The 21,641-nt window shown below is 59.2% G+C and carries 15 protein-coding genes; 7 read left to right on the forward strand and 8 right to left on the reverse strand.

From position 1 onward, the window contains the following. Window positions 1-469: 469 nt before the first annotated feature. Entirely contained in the window at window positions 470-634 is a 165-nt protein-coding gene (locus tag G1C94_RS07965) for a type II toxin-antitoxin system RelE/ParE family toxin (protein WP_216656894.1), read from the forward strand. Beyond that, window positions 624-923 (forward strand): helix-turn-helix domain-containing protein, encoded by a 300-nt coding sequence (locus G1C94_RS05430; RefSeq protein ID WP_172145810.1) that lies wholly within the window; start codon window positions 624-626, stop codon window positions 921-923. The genes G1C94_RS07965 and G1C94_RS05430 overlap by 11 nt, the downstream gene beginning before the upstream one ends. A gap of 481 nt (window positions 924-1,404) precedes the next feature. On the opposite strand, the gene G1C94_RS05435 is transcribed toward G1C94_RS05430, so the two are convergent. Then, window positions 1,405-3,687: a cell wall-binding repeat-containing protein gene (locus tag G1C94_RS05435; RefSeq protein WP_172145816.1), complete on the reverse strand. Its 2,283-nt coding sequence runs from the start codon at window positions 3,685-3,687 to the stop codon at window positions 1,405-1,407. Between the two features lie 590 nt (window positions 3,688-4,277). On the opposite strand from G1C94_RS05435, the gene G1C94_RS05440 reads away from it, so the two are divergent. Next, window positions 4,278-5,291: a ribose-phosphate diphosphokinase gene (locus G1C94_RS05440; RefSeq protein ID WP_172145819.1), complete on the forward strand. Its 1,014-nt coding sequence runs from the start codon at window positions 4,278-4,280 to the stop codon at window positions 5,289-5,291. A gap of 13 nt (window positions 5,292-5,304) precedes the next feature. On the opposite strand, the gene G1C94_RS05445 is transcribed toward G1C94_RS05440, so the two are convergent. From G1C94_RS05445 to G1C94_RS05460, 4 genes are all read right to left on the reverse strand, one after another. After that, entirely contained in the window at window positions 5,305-7,149 is a 1,845-nt protein-coding gene (locus G1C94_RS05445) for an ABC transporter ATP-binding protein (RefSeq protein WP_172145822.1), read from the reverse strand. Window positions 7,150-7,293: 144 nt separating this feature from the next. After that, window positions 7,294-9,201, reverse strand: coding sequence for an ABC transporter ATP-binding protein (locus tag G1C94_RS05450; protein WP_172145825.1), 1,908 nt, complete (start codon window positions 9,199-9,201; stop codon window positions 7,294-7,296). A 104-nt stretch (window positions 9,202-9,305) separates the two neighbouring features. Continuing rightward, window positions 9,306-9,788: a MarR family winged helix-turn-helix transcriptional regulator gene (locus G1C94_RS05455; protein ID WP_172145828.1), complete on the reverse strand. Its 483-nt coding sequence runs from the start codon at window positions 9,786-9,788 to the stop codon at window positions 9,306-9,308. Window positions 9,789-10,018: 230 nt separating this feature from the next. Then, the gene (locus tag G1C94_RS05460; RefSeq protein WP_172145831.1) at window positions 10,019-11,341 is read right to left on the reverse strand and encodes an ATP-binding protein; all 1,323 of its coding nucleotides are present in this window, start codon (window positions 11,339-11,341) and stop codon (window positions 10,019-10,021) included. Window positions 11,342-11,765: 424 nt separating this feature from the next. On the opposite strand from G1C94_RS05460, the gene G1C94_RS05465 reads away from it, so the two are divergent. Then, entirely contained in the window at window positions 11,766-13,037 is a 1,272-nt protein-coding gene (locus G1C94_RS05465; protein WP_172145834.1) for an ATP-binding protein, read from the forward strand. Between the two features lie 171 nt (window positions 13,038-13,208). Here the strand turns inward: G1C94_RS05465 and G1C94_RS05470 are convergent, their stop codons facing one another. Next, window positions 13,209-14,735: an amino acid permease gene (locus tag G1C94_RS05470; protein ID WP_172145837.1), complete on the reverse strand. Its 1,527-nt coding sequence runs from the start codon at window positions 14,733-14,735 to the stop codon at window positions 13,209-13,211. 263 nt (window positions 14,736-14,998) lie between these two features. Here G1C94_RS05470 and G1C94_RS05475 point away from each other — a divergent pair, with 263 nt between their 5' ends. Both G1C94_RS05475 and G1C94_RS05480 read left to right on the forward strand, forming a co-directional pair. Continuing rightward, on the forward strand, window positions 14,999-16,459 hold the full coding sequence (locus tag G1C94_RS05475) for an amino acid permease (protein WP_172145840.1): 1,461 nt from the start codon (window positions 14,999-15,001) through the stop codon (window positions 16,457-16,459). Between the two features lie 60 nt (window positions 16,460-16,519). Beyond that, complete coding sequence (locus tag G1C94_RS05480; protein WP_172145843.1) at window positions 16,520-17,467, forward strand: FAD:protein FMN transferase; 948 nt, start codon at window positions 16,520-16,522, stop codon at window positions 17,465-17,467. A gap of 214 nt (window positions 17,468-17,681) precedes the next feature. Here G1C94_RS05480 and G1C94_RS05485 read toward each other — a convergent pair whose 3' ends face one another. Continuing rightward, entirely contained in the window at window positions 17,682-19,037 is a 1,356-nt protein-coding gene (locus tag G1C94_RS05485; protein ID WP_172146153.1) for a glycoside hydrolase family 27 protein, read from the reverse strand. Between the two features lie 408 nt (window positions 19,038-19,445). Here G1C94_RS05485 and G1C94_RS05490 point away from each other — a divergent pair, with 408 nt between their 5' ends. Beyond that, window positions 19,446-20,765: an ATP-binding protein gene (locus tag G1C94_RS05490; RefSeq protein WP_172145846.1), complete on the forward strand. Its 1,320-nt coding sequence runs from the start codon at window positions 19,446-19,448 to the stop codon at window positions 20,763-20,765. 174 nt (window positions 20,766-20,939) lie between these two features. On the opposite strand, the gene G1C94_RS05495 is transcribed toward G1C94_RS05490, so the two are convergent. Then, window positions 20,940-21,293 (reverse strand): hypothetical protein, encoded by a 354-nt coding sequence (locus G1C94_RS05495; protein WP_253902333.1) that lies wholly within the window; start codon window positions 21,291-21,293, stop codon window positions 20,940-20,942. Window positions 21,294-21,641: the final 348 nt, after the last annotated feature.

Here is a 21,641-nt window from a genome sequence, read left to right on the forward strand (position 1 = left end):
ACCAGTCGTGTTCGACGACAGCGTCGGAGGTGTATAAGAGACAGACTGAGGGTGGTCCCACTAAGCACGTGTCTGGTGGAACCACCCTCAGTCAGCCTGACGGCCGACAGCTCCCGCCAGCGGGAGCCTAGGACGGGCCGAACCGGCTACGTCAGAATGACCTAGGCGGATGTTGCCGTGTGAGACGTAAGACTTGGCCTACCGGCCCGGAGGGTGTCGAACACGGCAACATCCGCCGCCAAACACCGGACTAGTCAAACAACACGCAAACCTGACGGAACAGCGAAACGCACTGAGAACGAAATAGCGATATGCACACTAAGAACGAAGACGACGGGCACCGCGACCCAAAACAAACTGAGAACGATAGCAACGCGCACTGTGACTCACAGCACACCCGGAACGACTCCGCACCGCCGACGCAATGACACAGAGGACACGGCACAGCGCAGCGAAAGCGAGGGCGGATATGCTATCATCGGGATGGAATCGCTCGCTGTACTTCCACGCGCAGGACGATCTGTACGTTATCACCCACGGCTTCGCGAAAAAGACCCAGAAAACACCACGGCGCGAGAAAACACATGCACGCACCGTGCGCGACCTATGGAAACGAGGTAACCATGACAGCTGAAACGAACCGCCCGCACATCGACGAGCTTATCAAGCACTACAGCGACAGCGACCCGAAGTTCGCCCGGGAATACGAACGGGAGAAAGCCCGGCTGGAAACGGCCGCGGCGCTCATGCAACTGCGCGAACGGCAAGGACTCTCCCAGCGCGAACTCGCCAAACTGGTGCACAAACCACAGTCGACCATCGCACGCATCGAATCAGGGCGAATGAATCCCACCATCGGCCTGCTCGAACAAATCGCCCACACGCTGCACAAACAACTGCGCATCTCTTTCATCGACGCGTAACACACCACAATGCGACGCAGCAGTTCAATGGCGACGATATTCTCATACGCGCGCCCATAGTCAAGGTTGCGCGTGCCCAGTTTGGCGTAACGGAACGCATGGTCGCACAGGTAATACTTGTCCCCGGACGCAAGATATTTCCTGTGAGTTTCATCGCCTCTTCCGTACTTCTATTACGCAAAAATGAAAAATATTGATTTCTGCGTAATAGGATAACTCGATTCGAAGGCTTCCGCGAGAGACACCGGACTGGGATGGCGGGATGCACACTGAGAACGCAATGTTCGAGCACTGTGACTCGGGACGCGCTGGGAACGACTTTGCTGCGTTGGCGGGATGGTGCGGAGGGCACGGGATTGGCTGGTTACCGTCAAACGGCGCCGTCGGTTACGGGCGAAACGAAGAGCCCACTGGGCTCTTCGTCCCGCGAAATGATGAGGAACGAGGCCGGCCGTGTCAAAGGCCGGGCCCCAATCCTCGATTACAATTGACGGACTCTTAGCGCGGCGGCGATTGCGCTGGCGGTATCCAAACTTACCGCTTGCGTGCCGCCGACCACATACGCTGTGGACACCTTGCCGCCGAACTGATAGCGCGCAAAATGGACGGACGCGCTGTACCGACTCTCGACCAGCAAAATCGGAGCCCCGTTGCGACCGGCCAGCGGACCTGCCACCAAGGCGTCGGGGAAATCGCTTCCCTTGGCAAACACCGCGCCATTCGCGCCCAAGCCATTCCTCAGCGCCCACTGAGCGAAGATCACGCTCGTCTGGTAGCGGTCGGGGCCGCCCAGGCGTATGCAGCCCGGCAGACCGTTCGTATGCTTGGGAGGCACGGCGGTGTGGCCACCGACAACCGCTACTTTCCTGAATTTCGTGAGCGCCGCGCGATGGTGGTGCCTCAAGCCGCTGTGCGGGTTGGACAGGAACACCGGTGCCTTGCACTTATAGGCATAGGAACTGACGCTCAGCGCATCCGCGTAATCCTCGCCCGTGGCCATTATCGCCGTTGCTTTCCACAAACCTCTGCCACGCTGGTAGAGCATATACGCAGTTTCGTAACGGTCGGCACCGCCGTGACGCTCCACGGCGCGCGCATACTTGCTCAGCTGCCATTGCACATGCTTGGAGACCGCTTGAGGGCCGCCCGCGATAATGATGCGCTTCGGCTTCAGACGCCCCAGCTCCGCAGCCGCCTGCGGGGACAGCGAGCTTGGCGTGGTTAGCACGATCGACGCGTTCAACGCGCCCGCCAAGCCCGAGGCCGCTAGGGCGTCAGGATAGTTCTCGCCGCTGGCCACGATCACCGTGCTGACGGTTTGTGGATGCGACTCCCTTACAATTCTGCTCATCGTGTCGTAACGGCCGGGACCGCCCAAACGCTTCAGCTGCGGTATCGGTTTCCACTGCGCATGCAAGGTTATTGGCCTGTGCACCAGACTGTCGAAATTGTATCGCTGCCTGCCGGCCGCGTCCGCTGTCCAGCCGACGAACGTATACCCGGTGCGCCGTGGGTCGCTTGGCCTGGATGCTTTCGTGCCGCTGGTCACCTGTTGTGACGGTACCGTGCTGCCACCATGCGTGTCGAATTGCACCGTGTATTTTGTTGCCGGCTTCTTTGGAATTGGCTGCCACTGCGCGTACAAGGTGACTACGGCGCCGTCGTTCTTGCCCAAGTCCTTTACGTCCTGTCCGTCCGAGTACGATTTGCCACGGCCATCGGACTGAGTGTTCCAGCCTGTGAATTTGTAGTCAGTACGGGTGAAATTGTTCGTCCGCAATGCCTGTGTGCTGCCGGAAGTGAACAACTGTTCAGTCGTGACACCGGTGCCATCGTTCCTGTCGAACTTCACCCTGTAGCTGTAAGTCGTGGCATCATAACCAGCCACATACGTAGCAGCATAGGAGGTGGGAATCCCAAACGGGTCATATTCCTTACCTGTGGATTCATCCCGCCACCGGTGCGTCGCCTGATGACCGGGCTTATGCGGTGAATGCGGCTTCCCGAGACCAAGACCACCGAGAGGAAGTTTGAATCCTGCTCCCAGCGTCAACCGCTCCAACTTAGAAAGACCGGCAAGGGCATTCTCGAAATCCGTCATTCTCGCCGTATTGAAACTCGCCAGATTCAAAGACGACAATTGTTTGCATTCAAAGAACATCTGGCTTATGTCCGTCACGTTGGGCGTACTGAAATTCGACAAATTAAGGGATACCAGAGAATGGCAACCTCGAAACATGCCGTCCATCTTCTCGACCAGCGACGTATCGAAACTCGACAAATTCAAGGACGTCAAGGAACGGCAATCGGAAAACATCTCGCTCATATCTGCCACGCTGGACGTATTAAAACGTAATAGACCAAGAGATGACAACTGCTTGCACCCGGCGAACATATAGCTCATGTTCTCCACGCTGAATGTATTGAAATTCTGCAAATTCAGAGACATCAACAACTCACAGCCCCGAAACATGAACTCCATATCCGTTACCTTCGACGTATTGAAACTCGACAGATTCAGAGACGTCAAAGACTTACAGCCATCAAACATGTTGCTCAGATTTGTCACCTTCACGGTATTGAAATTCCACAGATCCAGAGACGCTAAAGACGTACAACCAGCGAACATGAAGCTCATGTCCTTCACATTCGACGTATTAACCCGGTCGAGGTGAACGATGGCAGCCAGGGAAGACCAGCCGTTAAACAGATAACTTGAGTCTTCCGGAAAAGCCGGGTACATGCCGTCGGCACTATATTCCACATTCCACGTGCCGTTAGTGTTGCTTGTCGCGCAACCCGTAACCGACCCATCGTGGTCCGTGGATGCATCCCAACAATTTGCATTTGTGGCACTTGTGGACTTGGCGTTAGAGAACGTGACCCTCCTGACCTTGCTACGATCCACGGGGTTGTTAGATTCATCCCTGCCAAGTGCAGCAACAGCAGTACCACTGGTTCCAACCCTCTTCCCCAACACTCCCTTGGAACCCTCCGGAGCCGCCTGGGCCTGTACGGCGGTCGCGGGACAGCACAGCACCACCAGGGCCATGACCACCGCCAACACGACCATCGACCTCATCAACATTCTGTGGCGCTGCAAAAACGCCCGGGTGGGCATACGTCTCATTGTGACTCCTTATAAAAAGTGTTTTTCCTATCCACTATCGAGAACAAACAACCCACCCCGCAAACCCCGAAAACTGGGGCAATACCACCCCGATATTCCCCCGCCGGCGAGCAGCGATGCCCGCCGATTGCCGCGCGAGACAGGGCGACACGCAGTGCCCGCCTGCGGGTACACTGAAAAAGGCTCACTCGGCTCGCACACGATGAAGGACGGCACAGGCGGATATGTCAACGATTCTTGAGGGCACCCCGGATAAGCGCATGGCATTGGTCACCGGCCGTTCCTACCCCGAGCTGGCCACGGAAATCGCCGACTGCCTTGGCACGAAGGTGCTTGAAACCGCCGCCTACGATTTTGCGAACGGCGAAATGTACGTGCGTTACACGGAGCCGGTGCGTGGCGCGGACATGTTCGTGCTGCAATGCCATTCGGGCGATATCAACAAGTGGATCATGGAACAGCTGATCATGGTGGACGCACTCAAGCGCGCCTCCGCACGCACCATCACCGTCGTCGCGCCGTTCATGGGTTATTCGCGTCAGGACAAGAAGCATCAGGGGCGCGAGCCGATTACCGCGCGGCTGGTGTATGACCTGTTCCGCACAGCCGGGGCCACCCGCATCATGACGGTCGATCTGCACGCCGCCCAGGAGCAGGGTTTCTTCGATGCGCCCGTGGACCACCTGACGGCCATGCCGGTGCTCATCGATTACGTGCGCGGCCATTTGCCGCTGGAGAACACCACCATCGTTTCGCCCGATGCCGGGCGCATCAAAGTGTCCGAGCAGTGGGCCGCCAAGCTCGGCGGGCTGCCGCTCGCGTTCATTCACAAGAGCCGCGACATCACGCGCCCGAACCATGCCGAGGCGCATGGCATCATCGGCGAAGTGGCTGGCCGCGACTGCGTGGTGGTGGACGACATGATCGACACCGCCGGCACCATTTGCGAGGCCGTGCGCACGTTGCGCGAGGGCGGCGCGAAAAGCGTCACATTGGTGGCCACGCACGGACTGCTGTCCGGCCCCGCCGTCGAGCGCTTGCGCGATTGCGGCGCGCGCGAAATCGTGCTGATGGACACCGTGCCGATTCCGGCCGGAAAGCGTTTGCCGAACATGACGGTGCTCTCGGTGGCGCCGCTGCTGGCCGCCGGCATCCGCTCCGTCTTCGAGGAAGGCTCCGTCGCCACCCTGCTAGAAGGCCTCCCCGAAGACATGCGCCCCCGCAACATCTATGCCTAAAGCTCTCTCTCATTCAGTTGGTGAGGGCGAACTGGGAGTTGTAGAGGTCGGCGTAGAAGCCGCGCTTGGCGAGCAGTTCGGTGTGCGTGCCGCGCTCAACGATGTCGCCGCCGTTCATCACCAGAATCATGTCGGCGTCGCGGATGGTGGACAGACGGTGCGCAATGACGAAGCTGGTGCGCCCCACGGTCAGCGCGTCCATCGCCTTCTGGATCAGCTCTTCGGTGCGGGTGTCGACCGAGGATGTCGCCTCGTCGAGAATAAGGATGGGCGCGTCCTCCACCATTGCGCGGGCGATGGTGAGCAACTGCTTCTGGCCTTGCGAGAGCGAGGACGTCTCGTCGAGCACCGTGTCGTAACCGTCCGGCAACGACCTGATGTAGCGGTCGAGCCCCACAGCCTCGCACGCTGCGACGATCTGCTCGTCACTCACGCCTTGCTTGGAATAGGCAACATTCTCGCGCACTGTGCCGCGGAACACCCACGTGTCCTGCAGCACCATGGAAAACTGGTCGTGCACATTCCAGCGCGGCACCGAGCGGGTATCCACGCCGTCAATCAAAATCGAGCCGCCGGAGATTTCATAGAAGCGCATCAAGAGGTTCACCATCGTGGTTTTGCCCGCGCCCGTAGGCCCGACGATGGCGACCTTCTGGCCGGACTTCACCTCGGCCGAGAAATCGTGGATGATAGTCTTATCCGGTTCGTAGCCGAAGCTCACATGATCGAACGTCACGTCGCCACGCACTGAACCATCGGAGTTCTCGGCGGCGCACCCCAGCAACGGCTGCTTGCCCGATTCATCTGCCATCTCAGGCTCCTCAAGGAAGCCGAACACGCGCTCGGAGGCGGCGGCGCAACGCTGCAGATTCTGGAACGCCTGGGCGAACTGCGCGAGCGGCTGGGTGAACAGACGGATATACATCATGAACGCCACAATCACGCCAAACTCGATCTGGCCGTTTATGGCGAGCACCGCACCCACCACGCACACCACCACATAGCCGAAGTTGCCGATGAAGTTCATCAGCGGCATCATCAGGCCGGAAAGAAACTGGCTTTTCCAGCCGGATTCATACAAGTCGTTGTTGTAACGCTCGAAACGCGCGATGGAATCAGATTCGCCACAGTATGCCTTGACCACCGTGTGACCTGTGTACATCTCCTCGACATGGCCGTTCACGTCGCCCAGGGCGATCTGCTGGCGGGAGAAGTACTTCTGCGAGAACTTCATAATCACGCCCATAATCACCAGACCGAGCAGGCTGGAGCCGATGGCACACAGCGTCATGATGACGTTGTTGTAGAACATCATGACGAGTGCGCCGAAGAACAGCGTGACGGAGGTGATCAGGGAGCCGAGCGACTGACCCAGCGTCTGGCCGATGGCGTCGACGTCGTTGGTGATGCGGCTCAGCACGTCGCCATAGCTGACCTTGTCGAAATACTTGAGCGGCAACTTGTTGATCTTCACGCTGATGGCCTCGCGCAACTGCTGGGCGGTGCGCTGGGTGACATTCGCCATCATCCAGCTTTGCACGTAACACAGCACGGCATAGCCGACATACAGCGCCACCAGCAGCCAAGCGATGCGGTTCACGGCGGCAAAGTCGATGGAACGCAGCACCGGCTTGCCCTGCACGACGGCCGGCAGCCCCTTGGCGATCTCGTTGGTCATGTCCTTAAGCTTGTCCGGCCCGATGATCTGGCAGACGGTGCCCGCCGCGCCCAGCACCAGCGCGACGATGATGGCGGGAATGTAGCGGCGGCAGAAACGCACGAGTTTCTTCATCACCGCACCGAAGTTCTTCGGCTTTTCGACCGGCCCGCGACCCGGCCCCATGTGTCCTCTTGGCATTGTTTCTAAGTCCTTAAATTATTTTCTCGGCGTGCGCTGGCGGGAGCTGTCAGTGCAACTTGGCTGAGGGTGGCTGCTTATAGGCGATTGCTTATAAGTGGCTGCTTACAGGCGATTTACTTATAGGCGATTTGCGAACCGAAGCTACCCTTTCAGTTCGTCTTCGCTTAGCTGCGATTCGGCGATCTGCCGGTATACGGCGCAGGTGTCGAGCAACTGGCGGTGTTTGCCTTGGCCCACCACTTTGCCTCTGTCGAGCACGACGATCAGATCGGCGTTCATGATGGTGCCGATGCGCTGCGCGACGATGAGCTTGGTCGAATCCTTGGCCTCGCTGGCGAGCGCGTCGCGCACGGCGCGGTCGGTTTTGAAATCGAGCGCGGAGAAGGAGTCGTCGAAGATCAGAATCTCGGGGTGGCGATAGACCGCGCGGGCGATGGACAAGCGCTGCTTCTGCCCGCCGGACACATTCGAGCCGCCCTGCGCGATGTGCGCTTCGTAACCCTGCTCTTTCCTGTTGATGAACTCGGTGGCTTGCGCGACTTCGCAGGCCTTGCGCACCTCGTCCATCTGCCCGGCACTGAGCGTGCGTTTCGATTGCGCTTCCAGCAGCTCCTTTTCCCGTTTGCGCCCGGCGCGTGTGGAGGTGTCGGCTATCTCGATGACATCGTTATCGAGAGTATCGGATGTACCGAAAGTACCGGACGCGCCGGCTTGCTGGTCCGTTCCGCCCGACTGGTAGCCATAGCTCACGTTGGAGGCGATGGTGCCTTTGAACAGGAACGACTGCTGGGACACGTAGCCGATTTTGCCGCGCAAGGCTTTGAGCGTATAGTCGCGCACGTCCACGCCGTCCACCAGCACCTGACCTTGCGTGGCGTCATAGAAGCGCGGCACGAGGTTGACCAGCGAGGATTTGCCGGAGCCGGTGGAACCGATGAACGCGACCGTTTCGCCGCGCTGGGCGGTGAAGCTGATGCCTTCGAGCATGGCTTCGCGCGAGTCCGGGTAGGTGAAACTCACGTCGCGGAACTCGATTTCGCCGGCCTGGCCCGGCAGCCCTTTCTCGTGGTTGCCGTCCTTGATCAGCGGCTCGGTGTCGATGACCTCCATCACGCGCTGGGCGGACACGTCGGCGCGCGGCCACAGCACAAATACCATGCTCATCAGCAGGAAGCTCATAATCACCTGCACGGAATAGCTGGAAAACACGACCATATCGGAGAAGACGGTGAGTTTGTCCGTCATCTGGGCCGACTCAATCAGGCTGGCGCCGATCCAATAGACGGCGAGCATCAGTCCATTCATGATGGTGTTCATCAGCGGCATCATGAACGCCATCGCGCGGTTGGTGAACAGCTGGGTGTCGGTCAGGGCCTTGTTGGCCTCGCTGAACTTGGCTTCCTGATAGCCCTCGGCATTGTAGGCGCGCACCACGCGCAGGCCGGTGAGGTTTTCGCGGGCCACCAGGTTGATGTTGTCGGTCAGGCGCTGCATGGACTTGAACTTCGGCATGACCATGGCCATCAGCACGGTGATGGCCACCATCAGCACGACGACGGCGATGCCCGTGGCAAGCGTCCATTCAAAACCCTTGCCCGCGATCTTGCACACGGCCCACACCGCCATGATCGGCGATTTGACGATCATCATCAGGCCCATCGTGATGAACATCTGGATTTGCGTGATGTCGTTGGTGGAGCGCGTGATCAGCGAGGCGGTGGAGAACCGGCTCATTTCGGCCGGCCCGAAGCTTTCGACCTTGCGAAACTCCAGTGAGCGCAGCCGCTGGCTGAACGAGGCACCCACCCGCGCTGCGATATAGCCGGTGATGATGGCGCAGGCGACCGATCCGAGCGAGATGGCCAGCATCTTGCCGCCCGCGATCCAGATGTCGCGCATGGCGCTGCCGGGTGTCTCGACAAGCGTGGTGATGTCGGCCATGTAGTCCGGCAGAGTCAGGTCGAGCCAGATTTGCCCGACGATGCTGACCAGCGCAATCAGCATTTGCCCTATCTCCGCTTTGGATAGATATCGCATAATGCGAAGCATGTGTTTCCTTCTGTTCTTGTAGTTCCTGCTGGTATGGTCTGTGGTTGCCTACAGATTGCTCACAGATTGCTTACAGTATTAAATCACTTATACTGTAAGTTATTTTAAACTTCATCCTGAGCGAACGCCGCGCGGACTTCCTCGGGGGTGGGCCGCGGTTTGCCGGGCATACATAGGCTCATGTATGTGGTGAATTCGATGGACAGATCGACGAATTCGCGGGTGCGCCGCTCTCCCATCTGCGAAAAAATCCAGCACACCGCCTCACGCATCTCGTCACGCTGCTTCCGCGCGCGACGCTCCCCCGCTTGGGTCAGGCTGACATGCACGATGCGCCGGTCGGCAGGATCGGCCTCACGCACAATCTGCCCCTTCTTTTCCAAGACGGACAACAGCGTGGAGATGCGCCCGGTGGTGGCTTTCATCGCCTGCGCCAGCTGGGAAGGCGTTTGCGGGCCTTTGCGCGACAGTTCCTGGACGACGAACGGCTCACCCTTCGTGCCGCGTGATATCTCCTGCTGCATACGGGATCGCTTGTCCCAGATGTTGCTCATCAACTCGTCGAACATTTCCCGTTCAAATCCCATGCGGCCGCCTTTCAGACCCTTCGACCAATCAAGATATCTTATATCATAAACAATTAATTCCCCACACCAGCCACTCGCCACGAGCCCCCATCGCCTCGTCACCATGTGCCAACTACTGTAGTGAAAATTGGCCAACTGCTGTAGTGAAAATTGGCCAACTACTGTAGTAAAAAGTGCTAAAACACTGAAATTGCAACGATTTTTCCATCACCGGCACTGGTGCCGATTCTCTACTCGTCGTATTGCAATTGCGACATCATGTAAACGGGCAGGTAATCAATGCTGTCACCCACCTGCACATTCGTTTCCGCCAACACGATGCCACGATCCATGCCATAGTTCGCAATGGACAGGGCCTTGCTCATTGCGCTGTGGCGCTTATACGACTTGCCGGACTTGACCTCAATCGGGGTAACCCTCCCCCGAGGATGCTCGACGACGAAGTCCAGCTCGCCGATGGCGTTGTTCTTGAAGTAATAGGACGAGAACCCGTGCGCCGCAAGTTCCTGCGCAACAACATTCTCGTACAACGCGCCATAGTTGATGTCCGTGCGGTCGTTGAGCAAATCACGCGCCACATCCATGCCGCACATGCAGGTCAGCAACCCCACGTCGTTCAGGAACAACTTGAACAGACGCGATTTCATCGACATCATCAGCGGGTAACGCGGCTCGTCGACGTTATATACCGGCAAAGCCACGCCCGCATCGACGAGCCAGAGAAAGCCGTCTTCGCTGCGATCCATTCGCGCCCCTTTGCCCAGGCTGGTGACACGGAACCGCTTGTTCTGCTGATTGAGTTCGCTGGGCAGCAGATCGAAGATGCGCCGAATCATGCGCGCTTGGGTGACGGAATCCGCATATTTCGAGATATCTTCCCGATATCGATTGATGATGGCGCGCTGGCGATTGCGAAGCGCCTGTATGTTGTGTTGTTCGAGAAACACATTTACGGGATCCGGCATACCGCCCGTCAGCAGGTAATCATGGAACAGATCCGTCATTCGGCGATGGACGGCCTCGTTGACCGCGCGACGCTCCTGGTAGGCGTTACGCACCTCTTCGATGACATTCGAAGGCACGCCCGCCGCCCAACAGTATTCCTCAAAATCCAGAGGATACATCGTGAATGAATCAAGATAACCGACCGGCACTGACTCAATCGACGTGATTTCAACCCCCAGCAACGAACCGGAAAGCACGAAATCGTACTCGGGATAGCGCTCAACAAGAAATTTCACCTTCGTCACCACATCGGAACAGGCTTGAATCTCATCAAGGAACACCAGCGTCTCGCCGGGAACCAGCTCATCGTTGGAGTAGGCGGAGATCGCCAGGAACAGATCATCGGCCGTATTCGTTGCGTCCACGGCCGCGCGAGCCTGGGGCGAATCAATGAAGTCGATCCGCGCCATGTGGCGGTAGTGGGTTCGCCCGAACTCCCCAATCAGAGTTGACTTGCCGACTTGTCTCGCCCCGTCGACCAGCATGGCTTGCTTGCCTTTGTGGCTCTTCCAGAATTCGAGTTTTTGCATCGCCTTGCGTTTCAGCATGACAGCCCCCTGAAAATCGTTGCAATAAAGCCGTTTATTCTCTGTCTTGTAACATTATAGAGCCGTTTTAAGGCTCTTTTGTAACATTATAGAGCCGGTTTTGCTGGCAATTTGTAACATTATAGAGCTGGTTTTAGGGGTGATTTGTCACATTATAGAACCCGAGGAGCCTATGGAACCCATGAACCCCATAAGGCCGTCGGAACCGCTCAGCGCTTGGAGCGCTCGCACCAATCACTCGTCGCGAGTCACCATCGCCTCGTCACCATGTGCCAACTACCGTAGTGAAAATTGGCCAACTGCTGTAGTAAAATGTTGCCAACTGCTATAGTAAAAATTGGCCAACTACCGTAGTGAAAACTGGCCAACTGCTGTAGTGAAAGTGCGAAAAACACTGAAATAGCAACGATTTTGGAGCGTCAAGATGAAACGATATATGAGCAGAATTTATGATCAGGTTTTGCGCGATCGTCTCGACGCAACAGGAGCCATTCTTATCGAGGGAGCGAAGTGGTGCGGCAAGACGTCCACCGCCGAGCAGCTGGCGCATAGTGCCGTGTACATGCAAGACCCGAAAACCCGAGCCCAAAATCTGCAGCTGGCCGAGCTGAACCCCAGCCTGCTGCTACAGGGCGGCGTTCCCCGGCTCATCGACGAATGGCAGGACGCCCCCAGCATCTGGGATGCCGTGCGCTTCGAAGTCGATCACCGGGACGAGTTTGGCCAATTCATCCTCACCGGCTCCAGCGTGCCAATCGACCTTGACGCGCTCAAGCACACGGGAACCGGGCGCATCGCACGAATGAAGATGCGAACCATGTCCCTGCTGGAGTCCGAAGAATCGACAGGATCCGTCTCGCTTCGCAGCCTTTTTCAAGGGGACAAACCAGCCGCCCGGGCGCAGGAAGGCGACCTGCGCGATCTGGCGTTCCTCACCTGCCGTGGAGGTTGGCCCCGGGCGATAGGCCGCACGGAACGAGTCGCGCTGCGCCAGGCGATCGATTACGTCGACGCCGTGGTGGAAATCGACGTCTCGCGGGTCGACGACATCAAACGAAACCCTTCCCATACGCGCATGTTGCTGCGTTCCTACGCGCGCATGATCTCGTCGCAGGGGACGCTTGCCAGCATGCAGCAGGACCTGCGCGCCGCGGGCGTGGACATGTCGCAATCCACATTTCTCGAATACGTCGAGGCGCTGCGCAAGTTGTTCGTCATCGAAGACCTTGCGGCTTGGAACCCGAACCTGCGCTCGAAAACCGCCATACGCACTTCTGCGACAAGGCACTTCTGCGACCCGTCGATTGCCGCCGTCGCGCTGCAGACCGGGCCGGAGGAGCTGCTGAATGACTTGGAGACGTTCGGCTTGCTGTTTGAGAGCATGTGCATCCGCGATCTGCGCGTCTATGCCGACGCATTGGACGGTTCGGTGTTCCATTACCGCGACAAATCCGGGCTGGAGAGCGACGCGGTCATTCACCTGCGCAACGGCGACTATGGTCTCGTCGAAATCAAGTTGGGGGGCGACCGTCTCATCGAAGAGGGCGCGGCCACCCTCAAAACCCTTGCCGCCAAAATCGATACCACGAAGATGCACGAGCCGGCGTTTCTGATGGTACTTACGGGAACCGGCGATTACAGTTACCTGCGCGAGGATGGGGTGTTAGCGGTACCGATTCGAGCCTTGGGAGCGTGAGTTGGCGAAAATGGCTTTATAGAGCCGTTTTAGAGGTGTTTTGTAACATTATAGAGCCAGTTTTGCTGGCAATTTGTAACATTATAGAGCCTATTTCAGGGGTGATTTGTCACATTATAGAACCCTTGGAACCCATAGAACCCAAGGAACCCACAAGGCCGTCGGAACCGCTCAGCGCTTGGAGCGCTCGCGCAACACACAGTAGCCACCGAAAGCCAGCAGCCAGACCAGGCCGGCGATGGCGGGCAAGCGCGTGTCGGTGGAGAGGAACAGCGTGCCATAGACGAACACGAAGAACGCAACGGCAATCCAGTCGGTCACTTTCCAAGCGGGCATCAGGAAACCGTCGGGGATGAAATCGTCCGAAACGCGGTAGCGGCGGTGCGCCAGCATGGTCAGCACATAGATGAAAATCACCACGGCGCTGGCGGCGGACGAGAACAGCACGAACGCGCTGGAGATGCCCGGCAGCATATTGATGATCGGCGAAAGCACGATCATGCAGCCGGAAGCGATGATGGCCCGCGCCGGCACCTTGCGCGACGAAACGACGCCCAGCTTGCCCAGCGCCGGCACGTTGGAATCATGCGCCAACTGATACAAATGGCGCCCGGAGGAATACAGCAGCGAGTTCAGCGACGAGGCGGCCGCGGTGATCACCACGAAGAACACCAGCGCGGCGGCCCAGTCAAGGCCGGCGTATTTGAACACCATGATGAACGGCGAGGGGTAGGAGCCATCCTTGTTCGGCTTGAAATTGCGCCACGGCACGATGGCCATGATGGCCACCAGCGCGCCCACATAGAAGATGAGAATACGCATGATGATCTCGTTGACGGCCTTCGGCAACACCTTGCGCGGGTTCTGCGTCTCGGAGACGGTGACGCCCACGAACTCGATGAGCAGATAGGCGAAAAACACCATCTGGAAACTCATGAAGAAGTTCAGCCAGCCGTTCGGCGCGATGGCGAAGTCGCTGAAGAGATTGGAAAGGCTCACGCCGGCGCCCGGCACCGTGCCGTCCACCCCCTCGATGGTGGAGGCCGGGTAATGGAACCCGATCACCAGCATCACCACGGCGGTGGCGATCAGCCCCACAATCAGCGTGATTTTGATCATCGAGAACCAGAACTCCGCCTCACCGAACACCTTGACGGCGATGAGATTGATGGCGCTTAAGACCACCAGGAAGCACAGTTCGATAAGCCATTTCCAGCTCTGCAGCTCGATGCCGAGCATGCCGAAGAACGTGACGAAATAGGTACTGACGGCCGTGATTTCGGTCATGCCCGTCAGGATGAGCACGATCCAATACGTCCAGCCGGCGAACTTGCCCCAGCCGTGGCCGAGGTAGCGGTCGATGAAGTTGATGAAGGTGTGCTGGCTCGGGTCGCGGTACATCATCTCGCCGATGGCGCGCATGAGCAGGAACATGATCACGCCGACGCCGATATACACGAAGATGATGGACGGGCCGGTCAGCGCGATCGATTTGCCGGAGCCGAGGAACAGGCCGGTGCCGATGGTGCCGCCGATGGCGATGAACTGCACGTGCCGGTTGTTCAGGCCGCGCGCCATGCTGTTGCCTTCATCGAGGCTTTCGACGGATTTCAGGCTGGGTTGGCCGGCAGGCTGGCTCGCCTCTTGGTGGCCCGTCTGCGCGGTTCGGCTGCTGCGTGTTGCTTCTTCTGGCTGCATAATGTGAGCTACATTACTCCGCCGCAAGAAAACGGCCCGTTACATGGCCAGTCGTGAAGCTCCACATTCGCCGCGCGCGCACTACCCGAGCGCCACCCGAGCGCCATCTGAGCATCACCCACGCACCACCCGCCAAGGCAACCCACCGCGCATGGCACGCGCCGCCATACCCCGCCAACCGCGCGTAGCCCCCCGCTCTTACAATGGCAACGGATTCACCCAAAATCGCCTAAAAGCAAAGAAAAGCAGAGAGAACAGAACACATGAGCGAGAAGAAGCCGCGCGAAACCGACGATGTACCCGTGCCCGCCACGTTGCGCAAATCACTGAAAAACCGTCATATCCAGCTGATCGCCCTCGGCGGCGCAATCGGCACCGGCCTGTTCTATGGTTCAAGCGAGTCGATTGCGCTGGCCGGCCCGTCCATTCTGCTGGCATATCTCATCGGCGGACTGGTGATTTTCATGATCGTGCGCGCGCTGGCGGAAATGGCGGTGGAAGACCCGAAGGCGGGTGCGTTCAGTTATTACGCCACGCGCTACTGGTCGAAGCGCGCCGGCTTCATTTCCGGCTGGAACTATTGGTTCAACTACGTGCTGGTGTCCATGGTGGAGCTGGCCGTGGTGGGTTCGTTCGTCAACTACTGGTTCCCGAACATCCCCAAGTGGGTGTCCGCCGTGGTGTTTCTGGTGGCCATCGCCGCGCTGAACCTGCTGGGTGTGAGCAAGTTCGGCGAGTTCGAGTTCTGGTTCGCCGCCATCAAAATCGTGGCCGTCATTGCCATGATTCTCGGCGGCCTGTGGGTGATTATCGCCAACGTGCCCACCGCTTCGGGCGTGCGCGCCTCCATTGCCAACTGGTTCAACGTGGGCGGCGGCTTCCTGCCGAACGGCCTGATGTCGCGCAACGCCGACGGCACGTGGACCGGCCTGCTGATGGCGCTGGTCGTGGTGATGTTCAGTTTCGGCGGCACCGAGCTCATCGGCATCACCGCGGGCGAAACCGCCGAACCGCGCACCACCATCCCGAAGGCGACGAACAGCATCATCTGGCGCATTCTCGTGTTCTACATCTGCGCGCTGGGCGTGATTATGGCCGTGGTGCCTTGGAACACCATCGACGGCGAGTCCAGCCCGTTCGTGCAGATCTTCGATTCGGTGGGCGTGCACGCCGCCGCCGGCATTCTGAATTTCGTGTGCCTCACCGCCGTGATGAGCGTCTATAACTCCGGCCTGTACGCCAACTCGCGCATGCTGTATTCGCTGGCCAAACAGGGCAACGCGCCCGCCTACCTCGGCAAGCTCAACTCGCGCGGCGTGCCGGTCGGCGGCGTCGTCACTTCCGCGATCATCATTGCCATCGCGGTTGTGGTGGTGTTCGTATGGCCCAATTTCGCGTTCAACTATCTGATGTCCATTGCGACGATCTCCGCCGTGATCAACTGGACGATGATCATGATCACCGAAGTGAAGTTCCGGCGCGTGGTGGCCGCCGGCGACGGCCCTGCCGAGCTCAAGGGGCTCAAGGGCGCGGATGCGCTGGATCGGCTCAGTTTCAAGCTGCCGTTCGCGACGGTCATGCCCTATCTGGTGATTGCGTTCCTCGCGCTTATCGTGGTGCTGATGTGCTTCTCGAGTAGCTATTGCATCGCGGTGGCGGCCGGCGTGATCTGGCTCGCCGTGCTGTTCGCCGCCTACACCCTCACCCAGCGCCGGCGCGCGTGAATCGCCGCGCTCACAAAGAGCTTATGTTGCCGGCTTAGAACCCGGCTTAGGATAGGGAGCATGAGTTCTCTGGCCGACTGCATGCCATATACGCTGGCGTTCCCCGAGGCACTGGGCACCGGGTTGTTGGTTCAGTCGGCGGCGGCGTGCGAGCGAACGGCCATCGAGGCATGTATCGATGGCTACGAGCGCGCGTTGTCGCGCTTCCGCGAGGATTCGCTGGTTGCCTCCATGCGCGAGGCCCGCCACGGCGGTTCGTTCGATTTCCCCGACTGGGCGCGCGGGCTGTTCGAGTTATACGACCGGCTGGGAGATGCCACTGAAGGTGCCATCGACCCCTGTGTGGGCGAGGACCTGATTCGGCTGGGCTATGACGCCGCGTATTCGTTCGTTGTGGAAGCCGGTGCCGGCGAGCGCTTGGGCGCGTTGCGCGGCCGGCCCACGTGGCGCTCCGATGTGGAACGTCACGACACCACACTGGTCACCAAGCGCCCGGTGTCGTTGGACTTCGGCGCGTGTGGCAAGGGCTATCTGGTTGATCTGATTGCTGCGATGATTCGCCCCGTTTCGCCTCGGTTCGTCATCGACGCCGGCGGGGATTTGCTTATCCACTCCCCGGGATCTCCAATCACCATTGCACTTGAGGATCCAGCCGACCCCGCCCGCGCGGTGGGCACGGCCAGCGTGACTTCGGGCGCGTTCTGCGCCAGCGCCCCCAGCCGGCGTCACTGGGGCGAGGCCGCAGGCCACCGGTTGCATCACTTGCTCAATGCCATTGATGGGCGCCCCGCAGACCAGGTCGCGGCCACTTGGACATACGTGAATGGCAACGGCGAAGCCGCGCCCCGGAACATCCCTACGGCTCTGGCCGACGGCCTGGCCACCGCGCTCTTCGTCACTCAACCGCAACAACTGCGAGCGCACTTCACCTTCGACTGCGCCCTATTGACCGCCACCCGCCATGCCCAAGTCAGCGCCGGTTTCCCCGGCAACCTCTTCGCCTCCTGAGCCGAATAACCATCCAAAACGGCGTTCAGGCAGCCTATCTCGCTTACGTGTGGCAGCCCTTCAGATGAAACCCCGACTATGGGCCTTGGAACGCCAACGCCCATAGTCGGGGTTCGCTCGCCAGGCTGCCACACGTAAGCGAGATAGCTCTCATAACCCACGGAAAATCACCGCTAAGCTCTGAATCATCGCGGTGTCGACGCTGTCGCCACCCCTATTCGCCCGGCTCCAAAACCAGCCATGCCACCCCGTGAGGTGCCAGTTGAGCCACGAGTTCACGATATGCCCCCTCACCTTCGAGATGCACGCTCGCCTCGCCTTCGCCGTTCCACAGATCGCACATGTGCCACTGCTTGCCGGATCGCTCAAGACCGACCAGCGACGAAAGCGCCACGCGCACCTGCTTGGGTTCGCCGCCCGTCCAGAACAGCGCGGCGTACACCCCGCCGGGATGGGCGGTGGTGGTGCCATCGCCCCAATCGGCTGCGTCGGCGCGCCATACGATGTATTCGCCGGCATGCTCGGTGCTCTCGCCCCACACATCGGCCAGCGGCTCGCGGATGATTTCGGCGTTGCGCGCCGACCCGGCGGTCACTTCGCGCAAAGCCGGGTTGGCCAGCAATCGCAACGTTTTCTCGTCGCTGGTGGGCAGGTCGCCGCCGACCATCAACGGCGAGCGCCCCATGCACCACAGCGTCAGCAACGTGCGCTGCTCCTCTTCACTGAGCGCGCATTGGCGGTCGTCCCCGCGTTCGGCTCGCAGCCCGATATGCCCCAGCGGCAGCATGTCAGCGTCGGCCCAATGCCCGGTCTGTTGGAAAAGCACCCAACGCGCCAAGCGCGCGAATTGCGCCTTGATGTCGTCCCATCGATCCCACAAGTCGTCGCTGATGCGCCACATCTGAGCCACCTGACGCAGAAAATCGACATGCATCGTGGGCAGCCAGCCGCCAGGCGACAGCGACAGCGTGATGTCGCAGCCGTGCGCCCGCTCGGCGCGTTCGATGGCTCGATGATAGGCGAAAATCTCGTCGCGGTGGAACGGGGTTTGCATGTCATCGACTTTGAGAAAATCCACGCCCCACTCGGCGAACTGGTCGATTTGCGCGTCATACCAAGCCTGAGCGCCGGGATGCGACTGGTCGAGACCATAATTGTCGGGGTTCCACACGCACACATGTTCCTTATCCACCACGTCCCGTGCCGTCCACGAGGTGCCCTTGATTGGCAGATCGCGCTCGACGGCCAAGCGCGGAATGCCGCGCATGACATGAATGCCGAAGTTCAAACCCATCGCGTGGATGCGCTCGGCCAGCGGCGCAAACCCCGCACCGCCCGCCGCCGAGGGGAAACGTGCCGGATCAGGCATCTGGCGTCCGTATTCGTCAAGCACCAGTGGCGCGTCCGTGTTGTAGCCGTGCGCTTTGGCCGTCGGGTCGTACCATGCAATGTCCACAACCACGGTGTCCCAACCCGCGCCCTTCAGCCGCTCGGCCATCAGCGCGGCGTTCGCCAGCACTTCCTCCTCGGTGACGGTGGTGCCGTAACTGTCCCAGCTATTCCAACCCATCGGCGGGTTCAAAGCCTTCATACCAACCTCCATGCCATAACAATCACGCATATAGTTCCGCGCCCACGTCGGCGCTTGGAACCAATATATCGTCCAAGAGCAGGTGGAATATCGAATGGCCGCGGTCAGCGCGCCGTCTGCCAGCGCTCGATTTGTTCTTACTGGATGGAAATCGCCTTGTTGCGCGCCAGATAGACGGCCAAAGTGATTGAATACAGCGCCAGCCCAATCAGATCCGTCGTTCCCAAGAAACCCAATTCCATCCATAAATGTGATTCTCAACCACATTATTGGATGAAATAATGTGATTCTCAACCACATTATTGGATGATATAGTACAAATAAAGTCGGCAAAGCAGACAGCTTGGCCGAAGATGGGCATCCCCGGGCGAGAAAGGAACGACGGTCATGAAACTTCACAGACGGATCCTGGACGATCTTCGCACCTGGAAGGAAAGCACCGACCGCAAGCCGCTGCTGCTTCGGGGCGCACGGCAGACCGGCAAGACATGGGCCGTCACCGAGTTCGGCCGCACCTCGTATGAGAACGTGTTGCGTATTGATTTTATGCGCGACCCGCAAGCCAAAGCACTTTTTGACGGGCCGCTCAACCCCCACTCGCTCATAGATAATTTGAAAATATACACATCACAAAATGTTGCACAGCAAGACACCCTTATCTTTTTCGACGAAGTTCAGGAATGCCCCAAAGCGCTGACGGCCCTGAAGTATTTCTGTGAGGAAGCCCGCGAATACCACGTTATCGCTACAGGCTCTTACATGGGAGTTTCCAAGCACAACAACGATTCTTTTCCCGTGGGCAAAGTGAACATGATGACACTTCACCCGCTGACGTTCACTGAGTTTCTGGAAAACACCGGGCAGGAACAGCTCTCGGACATGATCAGGGATGGCAGGTTCGACAGCATCAACGCGGCATTCGAACCGCGCCTCAACGATCTGCTCAAAACCTATATGTTTACCGGGGGCATGCCATCGGCCGTGGTCACGCGCCTGGCCGGCGGCGATTGGGAGCAGGTGCGCGAAGAGCAGCGGAGCATCTTGGATTCATACGACCTCGATTTTTCCAAACATGCGCCGGCGAGAATCATCGAACGAATCCGACTGGCTTGGGGCGCAATCCCCTCCCAGCTTGCCAAGGAACATCGTAAGTTTATCTATGGAGTCGTACGCCCCGGTGCGAGAGCTCGTGAATTTGAAGAAAGCCTTATGTGGCTTGGCGACTACGGCATCACATCACGCATACCTTGCGTCTCGGCGTTGAAAACCCCGCTCGCGGGCTATACGGATGCGTCCGCATTCAAGCTGTTCACCGTCGATGTCGGGCTGCTGGGAGCCTTGGCCGACATCAGCGCGAGCACCATTCTTGAAGGAACAAACGCCTTCGTTGAATTCAAAGGTTCGTTGGCTGAGCAATATGTGTGCCAACAGCTCGTCTCCGCGGGCTATTCGCCGTACTATTGGGCCAATCCGAACGGCAGGGCGGAAATCGACTTTGCTCTTGAGCACCAGGGGCTGATTTATCCGATTGAAGTCAAGTCCAGCACCAATGTGAAAGCGAAAAGCCTGCGGCTCGCCCATGACCATTTCGGCACCGGCAAGGCAATCAGGTTTTCGCTGGAAAGATTCCGGCAAGAGGACTGGGTGACCAATATCGCGCTATGGGGCGTTGACGGCTTCAAGGCGTACCTTGACTCAACTCGGTAGCCGCGCCGAATGGCGCTTGCCTTTGCCTCTCTTTGAGGTCAGGTATTTCCCAAGAGCGACACCTGCAATAGACAGCAGGGCAATTGCCGAAACGACCTCACTGGCTCGCCGCAACAACGGTTCCTTGGAATAGATATGAACGTGGGTGTCGGTGTCCGTTTGGGGGCGGCGCGGTTATTCCTGTTTGAGGCGGAGTTCTTCTTCTAGTTGCTGGATACGCAGGGCCTGGGCGGCGATGAGCTGGTCGCGCGGGTCGACGGGTTTACGCTGCGGCACGGGCGGATCGGGAGACTGCTTCCATCGGGCGAAGGCGCGCTCGATGCGCTTGTAGCCGACGATCTTGGGATCCAGACCGGCCTCGCGGAACAGGGCCGCGGGCTTCTCGCCCTCCCGGTAGCGGCGCATGCACTCGACGCGGAACCAGTCCGCGTAGCGGATGCGCGAGGACGCGTCAATACTGTCCACCGCAGCCAACGACGACAAATACGCCCGCTGACCCGACGTAAAACTTTGCGGCTCAGGCATCATGCACCGTCCCTTTCAAACAGATTCAGAATTAGAGGCCCCCGCAGGCGGGGGCTGTCGCGCGGATGCGCGACTGGGGGTGGTCACGCCAGTCACGTGACCACGCCCGCACCACCCCCAGTCGGCCCTGCGGCCGACAGCCCCCGACGTCTTATGCGACGCTCGCGACGCTATCGCTGCTCGCTGTCACGAAGAGCCCACAGGGCTCTTCGTCCAGCGGGGGCCAAGGGACACAAAACCAAGATTGGGGATGAGGAAAGGCGGGGAACCACGGGGCGCGAGCCCCATGTCCCCCGCCTTTCTCGGAACCGTCAACCGGTCGGCCAGCCGGGCGCTAGCCCGGTCCGGCCG

Source organism: Bifidobacterium panos (assembly GCF_012932445.1).
Lineage (GTDB): Bacteria > Actinomycetota > Actinomycetes > Actinomycetales > Bifidobacteriaceae > Bifidobacterium > Bifidobacterium panos.